Consider the following 21195-nt stretch of genomic DNA (forward strand, 5'->3'; position numbering starts at 1 on the left):
CCGTCTTCATGAGTGCGTGACGCGCGATCGGTCAAGCCGCCGCCGCAGGGCAGAAGTTCTGGAAATCCCACTCGCGTCCCGGCGCGGCGTCGATGAGCGCGCGAGTGTATTCAAACAACGCCTCCAGGCCTTTCCGTTTGCTCATCACCGACCACCGGATTGTTGGGCTGAATACTTTAACCGGATGGCCTCTCGAAGAACGGATGACTTCGTTACTTTTGCGGATCAACAGAACTGTCCCCAGGCTCTGCAACGGCATCGATTTCCACAAGTACGCCGTTGAGCGCGCATCCGATGGTGGTTCGTACGGGAGCGGCGGTACCCATCATTTCGGCATAGACAGCGTTGAACCGCTGGAAATCGCTCATATCCGACAGATACGCCTGGACGCGAACTAGTCGACTGAAATCGGTACCGGCGTCTTCCAGCACCAGGCGCAAGTTATTGAGCACGGCGGTGGTTTGCTCTTCGATAGTTTCGCCGAGAATGTTCCGCTCGGGATCTCGCGGGACTTGGCCGGCCACGAAAATCAGGCCGCCGGCGCGACGCCACAGACTGTAATGACCACCCCGGGACGGTTGCTTGTTTGATTCGATCATTTCTAGTTTGACACTTTAAGAATATCTCGACGAGGGTTCGCGCTTGCTCGCCTCGTGACGGTCATTGGGTCAACGGTACGACTGAGCGTTCGTTACCGAGCTGATCCCGGTACTCCCACCGCCCGTCGAGGGAACGAACGAGCGCGTTGCTATACAGGTAGGCCGTCGTGCACGTGTGCTCCGGGACCAGCAACAACCGGTCGCCGACATTGAGCGTGTTGTTGCGGATGACAGTGTGCTCTTCGTTCATCATCACAATTTCGCCGACGCCTTGAAAGCGTTGTGCTTGTGGCTTGTCCGGGGAGATCGCCTTGCTGCCGGCATCCAGCGTGCAAGTGCCGTTGCGCGTAGACACGACCGTTGTTAATACAAACCCGGCAGCAATCCAGTCGTGGTGCGCGAGTTCTCGCAGGTGCTGAGCGTTCGAGTAAACCCAGGTGCCCGGCGATACGTAATGCATCGCAGAGCGTGGCCACAGGTCGAACGTGTAGCTACAGCCTCCGACTACATCCACATCGATACCGTCCCGGCGCAGGGTTGACTGCAGCGCATCGAGTGTTTCGGCAAGCCCGTGCACCTTCGCTTCCCGCTCTTCAAAAGCGCCCCGGATGTGGCCATCGTAGAGATGCCAGCCTGCAAGCCGGCCGAGCCCGGCAACCGCGCGTGCGAGTTCCAGTGCGCTCTCGTCCATCGGGATTCCCGTGCGCCCCATCCCAGGGTCAAGGTCGACACGCAGGTTGACCGAGGGCGGGGCGCCGGCCAGCAGCCCGGTCCACACGCTCAGTCCTTGGGGAGAATCGACAAGACCCGTGAGGTTGGCGTCCGGAAAAGCTTGGGCCAGTTCGATGAAACGGCCAATGTTCTGCGGATTGACGGTCGGAAATGCCCAGGTGACACGCGTGGCGCCAGCCGCCAATACCATTTCGACTTCAGCGAGCGTACTGGCCTTGAACGCGCCGACGCCATGCGCCAGCAACAAGCGAACGAGCCACGCGGCGCGATGAGTCTTCACGTGCGGCATCAGGCGCTCGACGCCGCCACACGCTTGCGCGGTGACCGCCAGATTGTGCAGGACGCGGTCTTCCGCCACCACGAAGCAAGGGGTTGCAACCGCCGGCACCAGGTGCGGGGCAATTGGGCTGGTCATGTTGGGTGTTGTCATAGGGTGATGGATCATGACGCTTCCGTGCCGGGCGACTGCTGTACAGCCCAGCGCGGCTTCGTAGGGGAAAGGTTGATTAGTGACGCAGGTCGGACAGGAATGCCTGCGCGCGCGGATGCACGGGCGAGCGGAAGAAGGTTTGCGGGTCGGCTACCTCAAGAATCTCGCCGCGATCCATAAACCAGACGCTGTCGCTCACCTCACGCGCAAAGCCCATCTCGTGGGTCACGCACATCATGGTCATGCCGTCTCTCGCCAGTGACTTCATGACGTTGAGCACTTCGCCGACCATCTCGGGATCGAGCGCGCTGGTCGGTTCGTCGAAGAGCATGACTGGCGGCTCCATGGCCAACGCGCGCGCAATGGCGACGCGCTGCTGCTGTCCGCCCGACAACTGCTGCGGATATGCGTTCGCCTTGCTCGCCAGTCCAACACGGTCGAGCAACGACAAGGCCAGTCGCTTCGCATCCACGCGGCTTTTTCCGGCCGCTTTCAGCGGCGCCAGGCAGATGTTGTCGAGTGCCGACAGATGAGGAAACAGGTTGAACTGCTGAAACACAAAGCCGACACCGCTGCGAAACCGGTTAAGGTTCAACGAAGCCTGATGGACGCTCGTACCGTCGACCGTGATCTCGCCGCCCTGAATCTCCTCCAGACGGTTGACGGTACGGATCAGCGTCGACTTGCCCGACCCTGAAGGCCCACACACGACCACGACCTCGCCTCGCTTCACTTCTGCAGTTACGTCGACGAGCGCTCGGTACTCGCCATACCACTTGTTAACTTTGGAAAACTGAATCATCGATGACGCTCCTGACATCTGGCATTTTTGCTGAAGCACGCCGGCGCGCGATGCGCCGTTCGACGACATGCGCGCATCGGGTGAGTGCGTAGCACACCGCAAAGTAGATCAGCGCGAGAATCGCGAAAACCTGAAACGGTTGTGTAAGAAGACTGGCATTGATCTGTTGGGCGGAAAACGTCAATTCCTGGACGCTGATCACATAGCCAATCGATGTGTCCTTCACCGTCGATACACATTGACTGAGAATGCTAGGCAGCATGTTGTAGAGCGCCTGCGGCAGGATCACGTGGCGCATCGTTGCGCCGTAGCCTAGTCCGAGCGAGCGTGCGGATTCGGACTGTCCTTTGGGTGTCGACTCGATGCCCGCGCGCACAATCTCGCATAAATAGGCCGCCTGATAGATCACCAGCGTGACCACGAGCGTCGTGAACGCGCTGACGAGATGGCCGATCAATCCAGGCACCAGGAAATAACTCCAGAACACGAGCATCACGAGCGGTACGCCGCGGACGATATAGACGAGTGCGGCCGAAGGCACGCTGAACACCTTGTAGGGTGAAACCCGGCACAACGCGAGCAGTACGCCAAGCGGGAGGGCAAAAGCAAGACCGGTCAGCGAGAGGATCAACGTGAGTGCAAGTCCGCCGATCGGGCCATCGGGGTATTGTCCGAGCAGGAGGAAATGCGAGTTGTGGATCAGTATGTCGAGCATGGTTCATTTCGCCGCGATACGGGTGCGCCGTGTAATGGCGGCGCCTGCGCCCATCAAGCTCAAAGAGACGGCCAGATAGATGGCCGTTCCAATGAGGTAGATTTCGAAAGTTCTGAAGGTCTGGTTCTCGATGTCGCGCACCGTGTACGTCAGCTCGGCAACCCCGATTGCCATTGCCAGGCTTGTGTTCTTGAAGAGCACCACGGTGTGGTTGATGAAAGGCGGCATGGCAATGCGAAAGCTTTGCGGCAGGATCACGTATCGCATTGACTTCGCATAGCTCAGACCCAGCGAGCGGGCTGCCTCATGTTGACCATGCGGCACCGCGCGCAAGCCGCTTCGAATATCCTCGGAGTAGTACGCGGCCATGCACAGGCCAAGCGCAAGCGACGCGAAGATGAATTCACCACCATGCGCGTTGATCCATGCCTGCGCGCTGTCCGGCAGCAGCGTCGGGAATCCGAAGTACCACAGGAACAACTGCGCGAGCATGGGCACGTTTTGATGGTACGCAACGTAGCCGGCAACTAGCTTCTCGACGAACGGATGACCCATCGTGCGCAGCGTCGCCAGCACCGTGCCAAGTGCGGCCGCGAGTACCCAGCTCGTCAGCGTGAGCAGGGCAGTGTATTGCAATCCCCACACAAGATGCTGCAGGTTCGGGGCCGCGAAGATGCTCGAGAAGTTCAGATGCGCTAGCATGAGTAATCCTTATTGCACGGGCCGCTTCGAGGTCAGCCCTGGACCGGCCCGGTCTTGAAATCGCGGTGCATCTGGTAGATCGTCCTGGCTCCCAGCCACTTGTCGAAGATCTGCTGCGATTCGCCCGATTTCTCCATTCCGTCCAGCGCGTTGTTTACCGCGTCGAGCAATGCGGGTTCGCCCTTCTTGATGCCGAGCCCCCAATGCTCAAGACCTACCGGCGGCGAGAGCGCCTCGACTTTGATGTTGGTACCGAGTTTGGCGGCGAAGCGGTGCATGATCGGCTCGGAGACCACAAAGCCATTGGCCTTGCCCTGCACCATGGCCAGGAACGCGGACGGCGCGTCGTCATAGCTCACGAGCTGCACGCTCGGCATGACCTGACCCATGATCGCGATGTTGCTCGAGCCTTTGATCGTACTGACGCGCTTGCCATTGAGATCGTCCCGTACTTTGAACGGGCCGCCGCTTTTGACCGCGAGGATCTGCCTGGCGACGTAATACTGGTGAGTGAAGTCGAGCTGCCCGGCGCGCGCCGGCGAGTAGCCGAGCACCGCGGCGAGTACGTCGATACGGCCTTGCAGCAGTTCGGGAATGCGCGCTTCCATCGACACCACCTGCAACACGGGCTTGACGCCCAGCGCCTTCGCGACGCCCTTGCAGTAATCCACGTCGTATCCGACGATGTCGCGCGACGCCGGATCCTGATATCCGAAGGGCTCGAAATTAGCCAACACGCCGCACACCAGCGTTCCGCGCGCCTTGATGTCCGAGAGCTGGTCGGCCCGTGCGGTACCCGCCAGCAGGACTAATGTAAGCCCAAGCAATGCTGTGGCTAGTTTGTTAGGCGATGTCATGCAATCTCCGTAGACAGGATGCTTCGAAACGCAACCGCGAGCGCTCTTGAGCTGCTCGGTCAGCATTGCGGGGGACTTGGAGAATGTATTCTTGGTGGAAACAAATCCAGAATAAAGAGATATTTGTGCATAATTCTTCATTCCGAAATTAGATGGATTCGAGGTGACAGCGTGGCGTATCAAATCACTTTTCCGCAGCTCGAAGCATTGGTCGCGATTGCGGACATGGGTTCGTTTGAGGCCGCCGGGCGCAAGCTCGGTAGCGTCCAGTCTGGCGTGTCGCGCCACGTTCGCGAACTGGAGGGTCAATTCCCGCGGCCGCTGTTCGAGCGCGTTTCGCGATCGGCGCGGCTGACCGTCGATGGCCTCGAGGTGCTCTCGCAAGCGCGCACGATTCTTCAGCAACGCGACGTCTTGCTAAGCCAGTATGCGAGCGAGAAAGTACTGCGGCGCACGTTGAGGCTGGGAATGACCGAGCTTGCGGCGCTAACCTGGCTGCCTGGTTTCATCGATGCCCTGCGATCGGCCTACCCGCTGGTGGATGTCGAGCTGGAAGTGGGCGGCGTCGCTGCGGAGCTTTACGAAAAGCTCAGGCTGGCGCAGCTGGATCTGGCAATCGTGCCCGACACGCCTCGCTGGACGGACATGTCGAGATTTCCACTCGCTACCGTGCGTAACGGCTGGTACTGCAGTCCCGGGTTCAAGCTGAAGCGGCGCAGACTAGCCGTGTCGGAGCTTGGCCAGTTGACGCTGCTGTGCCAGTCTGCGGACTCGGCCGCCGGACATGTCATGAGCCAATGGCTTGAGCGCAACGGCGTGCAACCGCGCAACATCATGACCTGCAACAGCTTCTCTGCGCTTGGCGGGATGGCGAGTGCCGGACTGGGTATCGCCTGTCTGCCGAATGCGATTACCGGCGAGCTTGTGACGCTCGGCAGGTTGCGGGAGGTCCACGTGACGCCGGTGATGCCGCCGGTGCGATATGTTGCCGTCGCGCGGCACGATGCATTGACGCCGTTTCACCGCAAGGTCATTGCGCTCGCGCGCGCGACGTGCGACTACAGCACGCGCTATCAGGATGCCGACGCGCGCGAACCGCTGGGCACAGAGGATCAATAGTGCGATGCTGAGCGTAAAACAGATCGAAACGTTTTACTGGGTAGCGAAGCTCGGCACGGTACAGCGGGCAGCCGACAAGCTCCATATCACCCAGTCGGCCGCGACCAAGCGCCTGCGGGATGTCGAGGCGAAGTCCGCGGCACCTTTGTTCGAAGGGGGAGGAAAGAAAGCAAGGCTGTCCGCAAAAGGACATGAGCTGTTGGCACTGTGCGAGAGCCTGCTGGATAGCATCGGGCGACTCCAGGCCTATCAGGACGCGGATCGACGCATGGCCCGCGTGCTGCATATCGGACTGACGGAACTCGTCGCGCTGACGTGGTTTCCGGCGTTCTTGAGAGAGATGCACGAACTTTTTCCGAATCTCATTCCAAGACCGTACGTCGATATGTCCGGACCGCTGCAAGAGCAGGTGATCGACGGACGCCTCGACCTGGCGATTCTGCCCGAGCCCGAGTTACCCGCGTCCGTCGCTCGGATTGCGCTAGGCAGCGCCTGTTTCGCCTGGTTCTGCCGACCCGGCCAGTTCGACAGCCGGCGTGCGGTGTCCCTGCGCGAACTGGGCGCCGTCCCGGTGATCGAGCAGACCCCCCTGTCCATTGTGACTATCCTGAGTTCGAGAGCGTTCGAGAGCGCCGGTGTCGATCCCGAGCGTATTTGCGGCGGCAACAATGCCGTCGCGGTGGGCGGCCTGGTGGCGGCCGGCGTGGGCGTGAGCTTGCTCCCAGTCGATCTCTTCAGGCAGCAAATCCAGAACGGGCTGATGCAGATCGTGGTGACCGAACCGGCCGTACCGGCGGTTCGCTACGATGCAGTTTTCCTTGAACAGTCACATTCCGCGCTGGGATACATGGTCGCGGATGTTGCGCGGCGCTGCTGCAACTTCAGTGCGGGCGATTAACGACGGCCAAAGCGCTAAGCGCAATCAACGGCAGTGTCGCAATGAGGCCCTGCGGTAAAAGCCGCGGTCCGATATCGATGACGAACGCGATGGCCAAGAAGAAGAAAACACTGCGCAAGACATTGCCCGCAGGCATTGGCAAGGTGTTGAAACGCCTGCACTATCCGCTGGATGTGATCCTGCTGTGTGTGCGGTGGTATGTGGCGTACTCGCTGAGCCTCGCAACCATCGAGGAAATGATGGCCGAACGCGGTGTCGGGGTGGACCATTCGACGGTGTACCGCTGGGTGATCCGGTTCGTGCCGCTGTTTGAAAAGGTGTTTCGCCGGCCACCGTCGGCCCAAAATCGGCGTAGCGCTCCAGCAATAACGGATTGCCGGCCAGATAGCCCGCCTGCACCAGCCACGCGAACATGACGTTGAGGATCACCATCGCCTGGCGTTGGCTCGTGGAAGAGAGCGGTCCGTAGAAGGGGCGCCAGCGCGGATCGTTCCGCGGATGCTTGCGTCCGCCACTGGCAGTCCATCGTGCGCTGGGCTGCGGATCGGTCAGGAAGTGCTGATAGACCAGCAGGTCCTCATGGGTCAGCGACGAAAGTGGTTTGTCCGGACCACAACAGCAAACGTTCGGCTATGTCGAGGTTGAGAGCGTCGTCGCGTGTTTACGATCGGGGAGATGCGCAGAATGTCGACATTATTTCCATAATGTCAAAATATTAGCGCTTATGAATTAGATATACGACGGTTTACGTTATATTATTTAATAAAATTTGCCGAAACCGCTGCCAGGTCCGACGTCCGGCCCGACGAGCCCTCTTGCCGCTGAAACCGGCCGGCTGAAGGTCGAATTCCCCAAAACCCGCGAGCCCTTCGCCGAACTGCTGTTCGCACAGAACGTGTCGATGTTCAGCTCGTACATCGCCCGGCCGAAATGCGTCACGCTGCTGCCGGTTTCATGGGCTTTGCCACTGCGAAACACGCTGGCCTTGTCGCTATAGAACGCCGCGGGTTTGCCGTGGCATTCGATGTACGCCCGCGTCGCCTCGAAATAGCTGAAGGTCGATTCGCTCGCCGTGAAATGCAGCGCCATCAGCCGGCTGGTCGTATCGTCAACATACACCAGCAGTGTGCAGGCCGGCGCCCGTTCCTCGAACCAGCGGTGATCGCTGCCATCGATCTGGATCAGCTCGCCCAGACACGCGCGGCGGTTTCTCGGCTGGTGCAGCTTCGGCGGCCGCTGTTTGCGTGGAATCCATAGCCCGGCCTCACGCGTCCAGCGCCGCACGGTTTCCTTCGCCAGCACCACGCCATGACATTCAGCGAGCTTCTCGCACGCCAGCGTCGGGCCGAAATCGGCATAGCGCTCACGCACCAGTGCCATGGCCCGTGCCCGCAGATCACTGGGCAGTTCGCGCTTGCCAGGCTGCCCACGGCGCGCTGACACGAGCCCGGCCGGTCCACTGGCCTCATAGCGATGCACCAGGCGGTTGAGCTGGCGCTCGCACAGCTGCAGACGCCCGGCCGCCTGAAAAACCTTCAGCCGGTGTTCGACAACCGCCTCAATGATCTTGACCCGCTCAAGCTCGTGCATGCTGATCGTGATGAATCCACGTGCGTTCATGTCCGGCTCCCTGGGCAACCACCATGGCGCAGCATGCGCGCAGTGCGTGGCTCAGGGAGTGAAACCGGACATTTCTAATGAGCCAGAATCGGACATTATCAAAAAGCTCTGACACTAAATGTCGAGGCCATTTCAAGATGTCGTTGCTGGAGCTAAATAGAAATGTCGTATCTGGCACCGGTGCTGAGTCTCTTTTTATGGGTTAAAGCTCAATGCAGTGTTGCAGGACAGCACGTGAACGGGCAGGGCGTGTCAGTCCGTTCAGTGGGTGCCTGCAGACCGCGGCCCGGGTTTGCGAGCCTTGACCGCGATCGTGACCGGCTTTGCCGATAACTGCGTCAGCGTTGCATTGACATCTTCCCGTGTGAACTCGCGCTGCTTCTTCGTGCCCGGTTCGCGCTGATTGCGTCCGGCGGCCAGCCCACGATGCGTGCGTGACGGTGAACCCGAAGCGCGCCGGTCATCACGCTGTGCCTGCAGCGCCTGCGCCACCTGCAGTGCGTGCCCCAGCCGCTTGTGCTCGATCACCGCGCCCTGATCGATCTCCGACAGCCGGTCATAGGGGACGCAGGGCAGGGCAACGCCATCCGCCCGCACCTCGATGCGCCCGTCCGGATACTCCCACACGTCGATATACCGGTGGATCAGTTTCCGGTTCGCCGGCGTGTCCGCCAGCAGGTACATCACGCGGTCGTACTGCACCGTCAGCGACTTCGTCACGCGCCGCAGTTCGCGCCACGTCAGCAGCGCGTCCAGATCCTCATCGTCGCGCAGCGGCCGGTGTGCGTCGAACGTGCTCTTCGGCGGTTTCGCAAAGTGCGCGTTGTACGACGCGATGAAGGCAGGCGCATACGCATTGGCCGCCGCGATGGTACTGATGCCGCGCAGCCGCAGTTCCTTCACCAGCCGGTCCTGCAAGGTCAGGTGCGCCCGCTCGACGCGGCCCTTGGCGGAACTGCTGTTCGCGCACCACGTGTCGATGTTCAGTTCGTACATCGCGCGGCCAAAGTGCGTGACACCCCGGTCGCCGGTCTGCGTGTGCGTCGGCCGGAACACGCTGGCCTTGTCGCTATAGAACGCGACCGGCTTGCCGTAGCGCTCCAGATACCCACGCGTCGCCTCAAAGTAGCTGAAGGTCGACTCGGTGGCTGTGAAATGCAGCGTCATCAGCTGGCTCGTCGCATCGTCGACGTACACCAGCAGCGAGCAGGCCGGCGCCCGTTCCTCGAACCACCGGTGATCGCAGCCATCGATCTGGATCAGCTCGCCCAGACACGCGCGCCGCGCACGCGGCTGGTAGAGCTTCGGTGGCCGCTGCCGGCGGGGCACCCAGAGACCTGCATCCGTCATCAGACGCCTGACCGTCTCCTTTGCAAGCCGGATGCCGTGACATTCGTACAGCTTCTCGCACGCGAGTGTCGGCCCGAAATCGACATAGCGATCACGAATGATCGAGAGTGCCCGAGCGGCCATCACCGCGTCCAGCTGGTTGTTGCTGGGCCTCGAGCGCCGACGCGACACGAGGCCTTCCGGTCCATGTTCGCGCAGTCGCGCAACCAGGCGCCGGATCTGCCGCGTCGTCAGCCTGAGCCGTTCTGCCGCGCGCCACGGCTTGAGCTTGCCGTCGGCGACGTCCTGAATGACCTTGAACCTGTCCAGTTCGCGCATCGTCATGGTTATCCGTTCGGTCGCAGCCATTAAAGCCTCCCGCGCCGGAACGCCGGCGGCTGGTCAGCTTACGCTGCGAAAAAGCGGACATTTGAACTTGGCTAAAAGCGGACATTACTACTTAGCCTCTACAACTAATGTCGAGGCCATTCTGAAATGTCCGCTTTCCGGCCAAGTTGAAATGTCCGGGTTTAAGGGGTTTGTTTCTAACGCCTTTTGTCTCACACCTTGTTGAAGGACGACGCCTGAACTGGCAGGGCGCTTACGTCTGCGTCGATCACCTTTGCAGACCGACAGCCAGGTTTGCGTGGTTGTTGCATTTGCCGCTGCTGCGACTGTTCCAGAATCACACCATTGATATCGGCCTGCGTGAACTCGCGTTGCTTCTTCTTGCCTGGCGAGCGGCTTTGGACCCTGGTTGCAACGCCGAGGTGGGTTCGCGAAGGCGCTTTTCCGATCCGACTGTTATCGCGTTGAGCCTGGATCACCTGCGAGACCTGAAGCACGTGACCCAGCCGCTTATGCTCAACGACCGCGCCCTGGTCAACTTCGGTCAGCCGGTCGTACTGTCTGCATGACAGTGCATGACCATCGGCGCGGAGTTCGATACGCCCATCCGGGTACTCCCAGACCTCGATATACCGGCCGATCAGTTTGCGGTGCTCGGGCGTGTCGTTCAGCAGATACGTGACGCGGTCATACCGCACAGTCAATGACTTGCTCACCTTGCGCGGCTCGCGCCACGTGAGCACCAGATCAAGATTCTCGTCAGCCCTGAGTGGACGGTGAGCATCGAATCCGCTCTTTGGTGGCTTCGCGAAGCGCGCGTTGTAATTTGCCATGAAGGCAGGCGCATACGCATTGGCTCCGGCCGCCGTGCTGATGCCACGCAACCGCAATTCTTTTACGAGCCGGTCCTGCAACGTCAGGTGGGCCCGTTCGACGCGCCCCTTGGCGGGGCTACTGTTCGCGCAGAACGTGTCGATGTTCAGCTCGTACATCGCCCGGCCGAAATGGGTCACGCTGTTGCCATCCTTGTTCGCACCCGTCTTGCGAAACACGCTGTACTTGTCGCTGTAGAACGCGACAGGCTTGCCGTGGCGTTCAATGTACGCACGCGTCGCTTCGAAGTAGCTGAAGGTCGACTCGGTGGCTGTGAAATGCAGCGTCATCAGCTGGCTCGTCGCATCGTCGACGTACACCAGCAGCGAGCAGGCCGGCGCCCGTTCCTCGAACCACCGGTGATCGCAGCCATCGATCTGGATCAGCTCGCCCAGACACGCGCGCCGCGCACGCGGCTGGTAGATCTTCGGTGGCCGCTGCCGGCGGGGCACCCAGAGACCTGCATCCGTCATCAGACGCCTGACCGTCTCCTTTGCAAGCCGGATGCCGTGACATTCGTACAGCTTCTCGCACGCGAGTGTCGGCCCGAAATCGACATAGCGATCACGAATGATCGAGAGTGCCCGAGCGGCCATCACCGCGTCCAGCTGGTTGTTGCTGGGCCTCGAGCGCCGACGCGACACGAGGCCTTCCGGTCCATGTTCGCGCAGTCGCGCAACCAGGCGCCGGATCTGCCGCGTCGTCAGCCTGAGCCGTTCTGCCGCGCGCCACGGCTTGAGCTTGCCGTCGGCGACGTCCTGAATGACCTTGAACCTGTCCAGTTCGCGCATCGTCATGGTTATCCGTTCGGTCGCAGCCATTAAAGCCTCCCGCGCCGGAACGCCGGCGGCTGGTCAGCTTACGCTGCGAAAAAGCGGACATTTGAACTTGGCTAAAAGCGGACATTACTACTTAGCCTCTACAACTAAAATTGTTGATAATTTATCTTATGTCAAATTAAAAAACCACAGGACTCTTGTCCGCCCTCGGCAAAATACGAGAGCGGTTCCTTACGATTGACGCCGGTTCTCCACGCGTTTTGCGTCCTATTGAGCGTTTCCAAGCGAAATCCAGCCTGCGGCTCGAATCTCTTGGACAAAAAAGCTATATTCGTTCGCGCTCAGGTCGCCGGGTCGGACGATTTCCACAAGTCAAGAGCCGGTAGGAAAGTCTGAGACTTCACAATTCCGCATCTTTGGATCCGAATGAGACGTCCGCAGTTGACATAATTCGTAGGCGTCCCGGCGTGTGGTTGCGTTGATTCTACGACGGCTCTATACGGCAAATGGAAGATGCACGCACGTATCGGGCTTACTAGTGAGGATGCCGTTACACGAATTTGACGCTGGTGATTGCCAAATGGCCCCCGGCGACGGCCTCCTGCGACGATTTACGAAGCTGACGGCTCAATTCCACCGCATAATTTCTTTGCTTACCATGCAACGTGGCTCGCAGCACTTCCTATGCCCCCATGCACACCGTGACGCGACACTTGCAATCGATGGTCGACCGCAAGTCATGTCGCGAACAGTCGGATAGTCGCCATGGCGTGAAATATGCACCGGGGTTGCGGCGAACGGGTGCTTTCGGCGGATGAAATGCCATCGAACCCGCCAGGTTTCGTGACCGCTGTTGGAGTGATACTCAGTGACGTTCGAATGTCCGATTGTGCATTCAGTGATCGTCCCCTCCCCGCCACTCGGCCTGATGGCGACAACTCAGAACGACCCGTTGCTCCCAGTCGAGTATGCACAAAGCAGACACTCAACGGCACCAGCCCGCCATCTTTCTCTTAACATTGCCGCGTATGTCCTCAGTGCGCAGCTTTGATGGAGACCTCCAGCGCCCAAGCTGCAATGACGATTGATACTAGCGTGAGTCCGATAACCGCCTGCTGGATGCGCAGGTTGCTGATTGTTTGCGAGATATTACTGGTCGTTGACAGAACAGACTGAAGCAAATTCGCGTCGCGTAAGGTCCGTCGCGCGTCTGCTATCTGGGACCTACGTAACGCATCAGCTAAGTAGCGAGGTTTATCGTTACCGTCCTTTACGTACATCTCCAAGGTGTCGTAACGATACGAAAAAGGATCGCCCGCGAACTCCTCTATTTCCTGCGCTGTTATTGCTGCGTCAAATAGGCGATGGCGAACCAAACTGCGCAGCGTTTTCAAGTCCCTGAGCGCGTGGTGTTTGCTATTGCCTGCCGCCTTGTCGCGTAAGGCTGACAACTCCGCGCTGTAACCATCCAGGACTCGACTTAGTGCCCAACGGGTGAGAACCCCTCGGACAGTCTCGTGTGCGCGATGAGCTATCGTCCAATTCGAGGTGGGGTCGCTGTATCCGGGACTGGCAGGGAACGCATCAGACCGACGGCAAATGAATGTCAGGCGTGCCTTGCTGTAATCTGAATCCTCTGAGATATTGAGGGCCGCCCCCGGCCATTGGGGTGAAATCCAGCGGTCATTCAGCCATCGAATCGAAAGTCCGTCGAATGCCCGTACCGGGTAAAAATCATCTGTCGCTGGTGCAATTTTTTCCGTGAGTAGAAGCACGGCAGTGGGTAAATCCCCACCACCGATGCCCGATGCGAACACTCCCGGCAAATTGCCCGTAATCCAGTTTGCGCACGTATGCTCCAATCGCGCCAGTTCGTTCTGTACTGAATCTCGACGTTGATTATCAGGTTGATGGAGCGTCCTTGTAAATCTAGCCCGCCTTCCGAAGAAGATGTACGCCCAAATATCACGGACCCGTAGTAGCGGACTTGTCGACGTGTAAGTACTATAGATTTTCCGCAGCGGGCCATCTAGCGTTTTGGCTTCTTCCTCGGTAAAGAAAAAACCCATGACTAGCGCAGTAATGCTTGGCGAGAGAGAGATGAGCACGGGATGCGCGGCATCGACACCAGGTGGCAAACTCGTAGTACGTTCACTCATTAGGTGCGGCTTCCGCACGTCTGATACCAAGCCGAGGCTGGCCCAACTTTGGCTGCGTCCTTGCCGCGTTTTCTCGGTCCATTGGAGTAAGCTGTCTTCACGGCTGCGCCCTCGTTCCCAGCCCAGTTTTCGCAGGCCTTCCGTTAGTCGCGCTACCTGCGAGGGGGTATATAACTCGACCGCCCAGACAGCAGGAATTTGAACGCCTTCGTCATCTGGAAGTCGTCCACGGTCGTTTTCTGCAGCATCGCTGTCCCGATAGCTGTCGTCTCTTCCGGCGCGTACAAATTCTCGGTAGTGTCCCAGCCGCCGCAAGATGCCCCATTTGCTGTTGGTCAATTTGTACATTCTTAATTTCGCCCCCCCCGACCATTGCTTTGATGTTCGATGTGGTCAACAGCCGGTCACGATACCACGCCTCTCGTAGCGCTTGCCCCGATACGCAGCCCCGCAAATCCGCATTGAGATCGCAAGTACTCATTCACTCGCCACGACAACCAGCATTTTCGGGCTAACGTTAACGCGAACGGCAGCAATTTTTCCATGAGCCGCCTCACTGTGGCCGGCACCTCAACGGCCGCTCAAGCCGGACGTGAAGCACATCATCGGTGGTCGAAGGGCCGCTGACGGAGCAGAACTGCCCCCTCGCACGTCCGTGCGCGGTGATCGACCGATGACCGCTCATGGCCCAGAGCGTGTCAAAACGCTGAGTCAGCGGGAATTAACGAAACCTGTCTTGCCGCAGGTCTCGACTTTTCGATTGCGGCGATCCGAGCGTCAAAATCACAGCGGAAGTATTGCGAAGGCGCAGCACCTCCCAACAGGGCTCACGCCCGCATTGCTGCTATCAACGCTTCTGAACCGAGTAGCTTGATCACTCGCTTCATGTTGTACGCAAGCACGTGCAAGCTCATTTCTGTGCTCACGCGCTCAATGGTCCGTGTCAGGAAATGAGTGGCGCCCATCCATGCCTTGATCGTCCCGAACGGATGCTCGACAGTCTGTCGCCGGATGCGCATCATCTCAGGGGCATGATCAAGTCGAGCCTGCATCCCGTCAAGAACAGCTTCGTGTTCCCAGCGAGCCACGCGACGTTGAGGGCCTGGAGTGCAGTCCGCTTTTAGCGAACATTGCTGGCAGTTAGAACTCCAGTACTTACTGATCTTCAGACCGCGCTCGACAGTTGAGAATCGCCAGATTAGCCGCTGGCCCGCCGGGCACCGATATTCGTTCGTCTGTGTGTTGTAAATGAAGTCATCCTTGCCGAAGCGTCCATTAGCCGTTGCGCTCGATGTCACCGACTTCGGAACGAACACGCTTATTCCGGCCTCATGGCATGCGAGTATTTCTTCGCTCTTGTAGTAGCCGCGATCCGCAACTGCAGTGAGCTTGTCGACGGCCATCTCTGTACGGGCAAGCTTCGCCATCGACGTCAACTGATCACGATCGATGCCATCATTAGTAACGACGTGCGCGACGATCAGGTGGTGCTTTGTGTCAACCGCAGTCTGCACGTTGTACCCGACAACCCCCGTTCCTCGAGTCTTCATCGAACGGGCATCTGGATCCGTGAGCGATACCTGTTTGTCGGGTGCTGCGTTGAGTTGGACCTCGATCTCCTTGAGGCCTCGCATCTGCTCCTTCAAGGCCACAATCTTGTCTTGCAGTCGCTCCGTCCTGACCTTTGCGATTGCAGGCTCCTGACGATCCGCTGTGTCCATCGCCTCGAGATAGCGAGCGATACTTGACTCGATGTCGCGCATGCGTCGTTCAAGCTTCGCGCTCGTGAAGTTGCGGTCGCGGTGGTTCACTGCCTTGAACTTGCTGCCGTCAATCGCAACGATCGCTTCGGCAAAGAGGTCCAAACGCTGGCACAGCACGACGAACTGACGGCAGACGCTACGGATCGCTTTGCCGTTGTCTTTACGGAACCGCGCAATGGTCTTGAAGTCCGGTGCCAGGCGGCCCGTAAGCCACATCAGTTCGACGTTGCGCTGGGCCTCGCGTTCAAGGCGGCGGCTCGACTGAATACGGTTGAGGTAACCGTAGATATAGATCTTGAGCATCACCTCGGGGTGATACGACGGCCGACCAGTCAACGCTGGTTCGACGCCTTCAAACCCAAGCTTATGAAGATCAAGCTCATCGACAAAAACATCAACTACGCGCACGGGATTTGTGTCCGTCACGTAGTCATCGAGCGCTTCAGGGAGGAGAAAGCTTTGCGTACGATTGTCGCCTTGAACGAACCGCTTCATCTTGCTCATCCTTCGCTATCGGATGGCAAATTTTAGCGCTCCAAAATGCGTTTTGACACAATCTGGGCCGAACCCTGCCCGACGTCCCGCACCCGTTAACTCGCAGGTCGCGCATCGCGCGTAGGACCGTAGCCGACCCGGAGCGGAATTTCAAGCTGTGAGACTCGAGCACCGAAAGCAGACGTTCAACCGTCGATGTGGCGCGCATCAGCGAAGACAAGCCCGCACGAAGATGATCGTGCGGTAAGGCGGCTAAACGGCTGGTTGCCGGAAGGTTGCAGGAGATGACAACGCGACCTCGCCGGCCCGAACCTACTGGGAATAGAAGCCCGAGCCCACCAAGCCTGGAACGCCGTCAATTTTGACTGCCTTCACGTAGGTCCACTTATGCGATGGCTCAGTCTGCCCCGGTCTCAGGAACATGTAGTCGACCCAGCCCGATCCCGTTGTTTCGGCCGTCCGGATCATGGCGTCATGAAACGGCTTGCCGTTGGCATCTTTCTGGCCGTGGACGTTAGTCCCTTCCCGCGCAGGGAAGGCCGGATTCAAAAGGACATTTGCGTTCAGATCGTAAGCAAACAGATAGGTGTCGCCATGGAACCACTCACTGCCTTTGATCCTGAACTCGGAAAACGCGGCTTTGCCTTTGCTGTCTATCAACGCGGCGGCCTTCTCGACCAGCGCTTTGGTTTGTGCTGCTGTGTCGGACGTCGGAGGAGATGACTGAGAAAATGCAGATGACACGGGACAGAAGAATCCAGCCAGTAACAAGATGCCGGTGAAGAGGGCTTTGCCGTTCATTGCACGATCTCCAACCATTTACTTCAGCGCTGCACCGAAGGACAGCGTGTGGAAGGGAAGCGCCTACCCGCATGCAAAAGACTAGTCCATGAAGCGTAGCTCGCCCAAAATAGTTTTGCCGCATGGTATAGGCGACTCGACAACGGACGTTCGCGAATGTCAGTAACTGGCCGAACCCGGTCCGCCGCTGGGTCGAGAAGCTTATCTGCCCTGGACGGGCTTCGTCCGTCAGAAGTCGACCCGTTCCCGCCCTTCAGTTAGCTTCTTCGAACGTCGGCACCGCGCTAAAAAGCGGCCACATGAGGAGGCCGCCGGCGTAGATCAGGCGTTGTGTCTAGTTGGCGGCGCCCAGCCCCGTGGAAGACAAAAACTCCGAGAAGCTCAGCGGTTTCGTGATGGATTCCAGCGATTTCGTTAAATACGTGCGGTCACGAAAATTTAATCTTGCAATAGACTTAATATTACCTATCTTTCTCTGTACAGTTTTGCTTTTCAGCTTCGATCATTTCTTTAAGCAATCCGGATCAAATTGACCCGGATCGTTGCAGTTTGACCTTGAAAATACTCCACGACAGGTAATCAAACCACTTGGGGATAGCCTTTCCTATTGACATAGACAATATATGTAACCGAGAAAAACTAGAGGCTGCAGAAGAGACGATATTGTTAGCCGTCCGTCGCCCGGCGGCCGGATATTTTAAGTGAAAGGTTACTTTGTTATTGTTTGTGGAAGCGTACATTGTTCACTGTATAGATGTAACTGTGATTCGCGACGGCATCTATTCTTCAGATGCGCTTTCATGCGTATTTAAAACGTTAAGGTCTGCCAACCTCGAAGGGAGATTATTCATGGGCCAACTACAACATGGCTGGCGCTCTTGCCCCAAATGCCAAGGCATGTACTACGCCGGTTTCGTACCCTTTGAGGGTGTGTGCCCGGCAGGTGGTCAGCATAGTCACGCGAAAAGCTTCGCCTATTCCATGACGTTCGACGCACAACAAGATGACAAGACGCAAGGGGGATTTGCTTCCTGTAAAAAGTGTCAAGGCCTGTTTTTCGCCGGATTCGGTCAAAATCAGGGGGTCTGTCCTGCCGGGGGAGCACACGACTCAACTGGCTCCTTTTCCTACGCGATGCTTCACGATGTAGGAACCCCCGAGGGAACTCAATCGGAGTTTCGTTCCTGCAGCAAGTGTCGGGGACTCTACTTCGGTCCGTTTCCAGGCGTTTGCCCCGCAGGCGGCGCGCACGATCCGGACGGCAGCTTTAATTACGCGATGCACGTGCAATCGAACGACCCAAACAGTTTGAGCTTTGATTCCGGGTTGCTGACAGTTCCTGGTGCCCTACCACTGGATGCCTTCGTGCAGCTTCTGGTCCGAAGCGACGGAAGTTACCACGTTTTTCGCCACGTCCACATCAGCGGTCTGGACGAAATCGAGTACACCCTCACTGGCCTGCTGCTAATGCCCACCGGGGAGCCATCGTTTCGCTTCGAGCATCAAGGTTCAATAAACCCAATTAACGATCCTGACGAAGTCGGCGTTGATGGACGCGATCCCAGAATCGCTGCCCACTTCGACAGCATGCCTGGAGCCAAGTGGATTGGAGGTCTCGGAGGAAAAAGTGTGCCGGAGGAATTCATAAGTGACCTGATTAAAAAGGCGTTAGCCGCTGCCGAAGACGCGGCGATAAAAGCGGCGGAGCAGGCGCTCGTAACACTAGCTTTCTAAATCCGCACTTGCTGAAGCGATCGTTCACCTTTGCCACGGCGCGCTGAAGCATTTCAACCAGACGGCATAAATGGTCCTCTCAGGCCCCGAAGGAACCAAGGAGGACCACCAGCCCCAGTGACACTTCTTGCTGCTTCGGGTGGTGAGCTGCATCTGGAGTTTCTGTTCGCCGGTGCGCGGATGCTGGTTCGCCTGCTCAAACGTGAAAATATCCAGGTCGGGCGCAAACATGTCGGCGCCCTGATGAAGCGCATGGGCATCGAGACGCTGTTATGCAAAACGAACACGAGCCGCCGTCATGCGAAGCACAAGATCTGGCCGTATCTGTTGCGGGGCATGACGATCAATCGGGCAAACCAGGTCTGGGCACTGGATACGAGTTACATCCCGATGGCGCGCGGCTTCGTGTATCTAACCGCCGTGGTGGACTGGGCCAGCCGAAAGGTACTGGCCCACCGCATGGCGATCACGATGGAGGCGATGCACGCTGTCGAGGCGTTGGAAGAAGCGTTCGCGAAATACGGGCAACCTGAGATCGTCAACACCGACCAGGGCGGCCAGTTAACAGGACGTCGCGCGCGCGAATTCCTCAGGACTGGAGATGATAGCTGCTCGTGAAAAAATTCTGGGGCCTGTGTACGGTATCGTTGGTTGACAAATTCTCGAGCGGACGGTGTCGTGGACCACAATGGCCGTCGAAGTCTGATCCGATTCAAGTAGCGCTCGGAAATGAAATGAGTTGGCCCAGCAATCGACGTTCGCTCCTTCATCAAATGGCGGGTCGCGGCTCATCAACAGACGTTCGTCTAGCGGCTGCGAACGACCGTATATGGCCGAACTCTGCCCTTCCCCTCCCGGGCAAACGCTACGCTGTTACATCGCAATGCAGCGGCCAATACGATATTTGAATTCAGGTTTAGCAATTCAACAGACGGGTGGCGGCTATCAGGTTCGCGTGTTCCGCCCAACGCCAAGGGCTAGGCGACCGCCCGCACCGACATGATTCAAAGGGCCTTTCGGCGCATTGACATCGCCGCTACTCGTAGCTGACAACAGATCGCGCCGACTTTCGGGCAAGACGGGCTTCGTATTCAGCATCGGATACCGGCGTCAAAAGGTCCGCGACTGATACCTTCAAAATAGCGCCAATAGCCTCCAGATTTGCCACTGCCGGCACGCTCACGAGCAACTCAATCTCCGTTACGTAAGTTCTGAAAAAACCGGCGGCTTCTGACAGGCGTTCCTGGCTCAGCTTCAGATCCGTTCGGAGTCGAAAAATATGGCACGCGGCCCGGACGGCGGCGTCCTGTTTTGAAACCGTCGACAGGCTTTCCCCAGTAGCGCGAACAAGATCGACAACATCGAGCTCAAGCACGCGGGCCAGCCGGTCGAGGCTTGAGAGCCTGAGGTTCCCAGATGTACGCTCAATCGTTGCAATGTGCCCGCGCGAGAATCCGGTGCGGTCAGCGAGGGCCTGCTGTGTCAGGCCAAGGTGCAGGCGCCTCGCCCGGACGGCGTCACCTAAACGAAGTGTGCTTTTAGCAATCTTTTTCGACATATCGCCGAGAGGATCGCTGAGGGTGAATCTTTTTTCTAGATAGATAAAAGATTCACCGTTGTTGGATTCACTGGAAATAGTTTACAATTCCCCCAGTGCTACAGCTTTCAATCTGTGGACCTATCTGAGGCGCGGCCCGAGCATACCTTTTCGCTCGGGTAATTCACGCATTGCATACACCAGCAGGACCAGGCGATTTGTCATGGATTCGCAGAAACTCCCAAGAGGCGCCTTGACCGGCCTCAAGCATTCATCTGGATGGGCGAGCGCCGTGAAGAAGGCCTATGAACTTCCCGTGCGCACACTTTTTTTAATCGATCTATTTCTCGACCCGGCGACTTGTGCTGAAGAGGCAGGATCCATACGGGTCGTTATGTCGACCGGCTTGGGCGTCGCAAAGATGCTGACGGCGCGCGGTGTGATAGCAGCCCAAGTCCATGTGCTACATAAACACGAACGAATCACTGACAAGCCATCTGTTTCGAGGGTCACCGATCTGCGCGTGTCGGACGATGGAAAACTTGTCTACGTGGTTGACTCGGAAGAACAATTTTTCGTGGACTGCGATGCCGAACCGGTCGTGCTGTCGCCACTGCTGTATAGCTTTGACGAAGCGCTCGACCGCGCGCCGCCGGTCGGCGAGGCAGCGAACTCGTAGTCTTAGGGCGCCCTCCTTTGCCCTTGAAAATAGTCAATAAGTCTCATATAAAGCTATTGTGCTCATATTTGAGATGGTGACGACGGTTTAAGTGTCGACGCTTCTGCGGGCCGAAGGGCCCAAGTGGTCCGGCATCGACCTGCGGGTCTCGCTATCCGGCGGGAGGAGGCAATGCATGCAGATGAGAAAATGGTTTTCGAGTGCGAACATTGCGGTCGAATGTT

General features: G+C 58.3%; 16 protein-coding genes and 4 pseudogenes. 6 read left to right on the forward strand and 14 right to left on the reverse strand.

The window, feature by feature from the left end:
* Positions 1 to 212: 212 nt before the first annotated feature.
* The 6 genes from P0D84_RS29290 to P0D84_RS29315 all read right to left on the reverse strand — a co-directional run bounded on the left by P0D84_RS29290 (position 213) and on the right by P0D84_RS29315 (position 4837).
* The gene (locus P0D84_RS29290) at positions 213 to 599 is read right to left on the reverse strand and encodes a RidA family protein (protein WP_408342399.1); all 387 of its coding nucleotides are present in this window, start codon (positions 597 to 599) and stop codon (positions 213 to 215) included.
* Between the two features lie 61 nt (positions 600 to 660).
* Positions 661 to 1776: an alanine racemase gene (locus P0D84_RS29295; protein WP_408342401.1), complete on the reverse strand. Its 1116-nt coding sequence runs from the start codon at positions 1774 to 1776 to the stop codon at positions 661 to 663.
* A 61-nt stretch (positions 1777 to 1837) separates the two neighbouring features.
* Positions 1838 to 2563, reverse strand: a complete 726-nt coding sequence (locus P0D84_RS29300; RefSeq protein ID WP_408342403.1) for an amino acid ABC transporter ATP-binding protein — start codon at positions 2561 to 2563, stop codon at positions 1838 to 1840.
* A complete protein-coding gene (locus tag P0D84_RS29305; RefSeq protein ID WP_408342405.1) occupies positions 2541 to 3278 on the reverse strand; it encodes an amino acid ABC transporter permease in 738 nt (245 codons plus the stop codon). The genes P0D84_RS29300 and P0D84_RS29305 overlap by 23 nt, the downstream gene beginning before the upstream one ends.
* Before the next feature lie 3 nt (positions 3279 to 3281).
* A complete protein-coding gene (locus P0D84_RS29310; RefSeq protein WP_408342407.1) occupies positions 3282 to 3980 on the reverse strand; it encodes an amino acid ABC transporter permease in 699 nt (232 codons plus the stop codon).
* Between the two features lie 32 nt (positions 3981 to 4012).
* Entirely contained in the window at positions 4013 to 4837 is an 825-nt protein-coding gene (locus P0D84_RS29315; protein ID WP_408342409.1) for an ABC transporter substrate-binding protein, read from the reverse strand.
* Between the two features lie 171 nt (positions 4838 to 5008).
* On the opposite strand from P0D84_RS29315, the gene P0D84_RS29320 reads away from it, so the two are divergent.
* From P0D84_RS29320 to P0D84_RS29330, 3 genes and pseudogenes are all read left to right on the forward strand, one after another.
* Positions 5009 to 5956 (forward strand): LysR family transcriptional regulator, encoded by a 948-nt coding sequence (locus P0D84_RS29320; RefSeq protein WP_408342411.1) that lies wholly within the window; start codon positions 5009 to 5011, stop codon positions 5954 to 5956.
* Positions 5916 to 6854 (forward strand): LysR family transcriptional regulator, encoded by a 939-nt coding sequence (locus P0D84_RS29325; RefSeq protein WP_408342413.1) that lies wholly within the window; start codon positions 5916 to 5918, stop codon positions 6852 to 6854. Before P0D84_RS29320 ends, P0D84_RS29325 begins: the two co-directional genes overlap by 41 nt.
* 89 nt (positions 6855 to 6943) lie before the next feature.
* Positions 6944 to 7183 (forward strand): annotated as a pseudogene (locus P0D84_RS29330) (IS6 family transposase); the annotation flags it as partial.
* A gap of 25 nt (positions 7184 to 7208) precedes the next feature.
* Here the strand turns inward: P0D84_RS29330 and P0D84_RS29335 are convergent.
* From P0D84_RS29335 to P0D84_RS29365, 7 genes and pseudogenes are all read right to left on the reverse strand, one after another.
* Positions 7209 to 7485, reverse strand: a pseudogene (locus P0D84_RS29335) (tyrosine-type recombinase/integrase); the annotation flags it as partial.
* A 233-nt stretch (positions 7486 to 7718) separates the two neighbouring features.
* Positions 7719 to 8474, reverse strand: a pseudogene (locus tag P0D84_RS29340) (ISNCY family transposase); the annotation flags it as partial.
* 261 nt (positions 8475 to 8735) lie between these two features.
* The gene (locus P0D84_RS29345; RefSeq protein WP_408342415.1) at positions 8736 to 10172 is read right to left on the reverse strand and encodes an ISNCY family transposase; all 1437 of its coding nucleotides are present in this window, start codon (positions 10170 to 10172) and stop codon (positions 8736 to 8738) included.
* Between the two features lie 191 nt (positions 10173 to 10363).
* Complete coding sequence (locus P0D84_RS29350) at positions 10364 to 11845, reverse strand: ISNCY family transposase (RefSeq protein WP_408342417.1); 1482 nt, start codon at positions 11843 to 11845, stop codon at positions 10364 to 10366.
* Positions 11846 to 12837: 992 nt separating this feature from the next.
* Positions 12838 to 14310, reverse strand: a complete 1473-nt coding sequence (locus P0D84_RS29355; protein WP_408342419.1) for a hypothetical protein — start codon at positions 14308 to 14310, stop codon at positions 12838 to 12840.
* A 479-nt stretch (positions 14311 to 14789) separates the two neighbouring features.
* The gene (locus P0D84_RS29360) at positions 14790 to 16220 is read right to left on the reverse strand and encodes an IS1182 family transposase (RefSeq protein ID WP_408346101.1); all 1431 of its coding nucleotides are present in this window, start codon (positions 16218 to 16220) and stop codon (positions 14790 to 14792) included.
* 312 nt (positions 16221 to 16532) lie between these two features.
* Positions 16533 to 17021, reverse strand: coding sequence for a cache domain-containing protein (locus P0D84_RS29365; RefSeq protein ID WP_408342421.1), 489 nt, complete (start codon positions 17019 to 17021; stop codon positions 16533 to 16535).
* Positions 17022 to 17870: 849 nt separating this feature from the next.
* Between P0D84_RS29365 and P0D84_RS29370 the strand changes: the two genes are divergently transcribed.
* Positions 17871 to 18755: a hypothetical protein gene (locus P0D84_RS29370; RefSeq protein WP_408342423.1), complete on the forward strand. Its 885-nt coding sequence runs from the start codon at positions 17871 to 17873 to the stop codon at positions 18753 to 18755.
* A gap of 144 nt (positions 18756 to 18899) precedes the next feature.
* A pseudogene (locus tag P0D84_RS29375) lies at positions 18900 to 19373 on the forward strand (transposase); the annotation flags it as partial.
* A 418-nt stretch (positions 19374 to 19791) separates the two neighbouring features.
* Here P0D84_RS29375 and P0D84_RS29380 read toward each other — a convergent pair.
* A complete protein-coding gene (locus P0D84_RS29380) occupies positions 19792 to 20313 on the reverse strand; it encodes a helix-turn-helix domain-containing protein (protein WP_408342425.1) in 522 nt (173 codons plus the stop codon).
* A gap of 202 nt (positions 20314 to 20515) precedes the next feature.
* On the opposite strand from P0D84_RS29380, the gene P0D84_RS29385 reads away from it, so the two are divergent.
* Positions 20516 to 20971: a hypothetical protein gene (locus P0D84_RS29385; protein ID WP_408342427.1), complete on the forward strand. Its 456-nt coding sequence runs from the start codon at positions 20516 to 20518 to the stop codon at positions 20969 to 20971.
* The last annotated feature ends 224 nt before the right edge of the window (positions 20972 to 21195 follow it).

Source organism: Paraburkholderia sp. RL17-337-BIB-A (assembly GCF_046025895.1).
GTDB classification, from domain to species: domain Bacteria; phylum Pseudomonadota; class Gammaproteobacteria; order Burkholderiales; family Burkholderiaceae; genus Paraburkholderia; species Paraburkholderia fungorum_C.

What these genes read in the sequence shown, in the direction of transcription:
- P0D84_RS29290 (WP_408342399.1), bottom strand. Translation starts at nt 599, where the DNA reads ATGATCGAATCAAACAAGCAACCGTCCCGGGGTGGTCATTACAGTCTG.
- P0D84_RS29295 (WP_408342401.1), bottom strand. Translation starts at nt 1,776, where the DNA reads ATGATCCATCACCCTATGACAACACCCAACATGACCAGCCCAATTGCC.
- P0D84_RS29300 (WP_408342403.1), bottom strand. Translation starts at nt 2,563, where the DNA reads ATGATTCAGTTTTCCAAAGTTAACAAGTGGTATGGCGAGTACCGAGCG.
- P0D84_RS29305 (WP_408342405.1), bottom strand. Translation starts at nt 3,278, where the DNA reads ATGCTCGACATACTGATCCACAACTCGCATTTCCTCCTGCTCGGACAA.
- P0D84_RS29310 (WP_408342407.1), bottom strand. Translation starts at nt 3,980, where the DNA reads ATGCTAGCGCATCTGAACTTCTCGAGCATCTTCGCGGCCCCGAACCTG.
- P0D84_RS29315 (WP_408342409.1), bottom strand. Translation starts at nt 4,837, where the DNA reads ATGACATCGCCTAACAAACTAGCCACAGCATTGCTTGGGCTTACATTA.
- P0D84_RS29325 (WP_408342413.1), top strand. Translation starts at nt 5,916, where the DNA reads ATGCCGACGCGCGCGAACCGCTGGGCACAGAGGATCAATAGTGCGATG.
- P0D84_RS29345 (WP_408342415.1), bottom strand. Translation starts at nt 10,172, where the DNA reads ATGGCTGCGACCGAACGGATAACCATGACGATGCGCGAACTGGACAGG.
- P0D84_RS29350 (WP_408342417.1), bottom strand. Translation starts at nt 11,845, where the DNA reads ATGGCTGCGACCGAACGGATAACCATGACGATGCGCGAACTGGACAGG.
- P0D84_RS29355 (WP_408342419.1), bottom strand. Translation starts at nt 14,310, where the DNA reads ATGTACAAATTGACCAACAGCAAATGGGGCATCTTGCGGCGGCTGGGA.
- P0D84_RS29360 (WP_408346101.1), bottom strand. Translation starts at nt 16,220, where the DNA reads ATGAAGCGGTTCGTTCAAGGCGACAATCGTACGCAAAGCTTTCTCCTC.
- P0D84_RS29365 (WP_408342421.1), bottom strand. Translation starts at nt 17,021, where the DNA reads ATGAACGGCAAAGCCCTCTTCACCGGCATCTTGTTACTGGCTGGATTC.
- P0D84_RS29370 (WP_408342423.1), top strand. Translation starts at nt 17,871, where the DNA reads ATGGGCCAACTACAACATGGCTGGCGCTCTTGCCCCAAATGCCAAGGC.
- P0D84_RS29380 (WP_408342425.1), bottom strand. Translation starts at nt 20,313, where the DNA reads ATGTCGAAAAAGATTGCTAAAAGCACACTTCGTTTAGGTGACGCCGTC.
- P0D84_RS29385 (WP_408342427.1), top strand. Translation starts at nt 20,516, where the DNA reads ATGGATTCGCAGAAACTCCCAAGAGGCGCCTTGACCGGCCTCAAGCAT.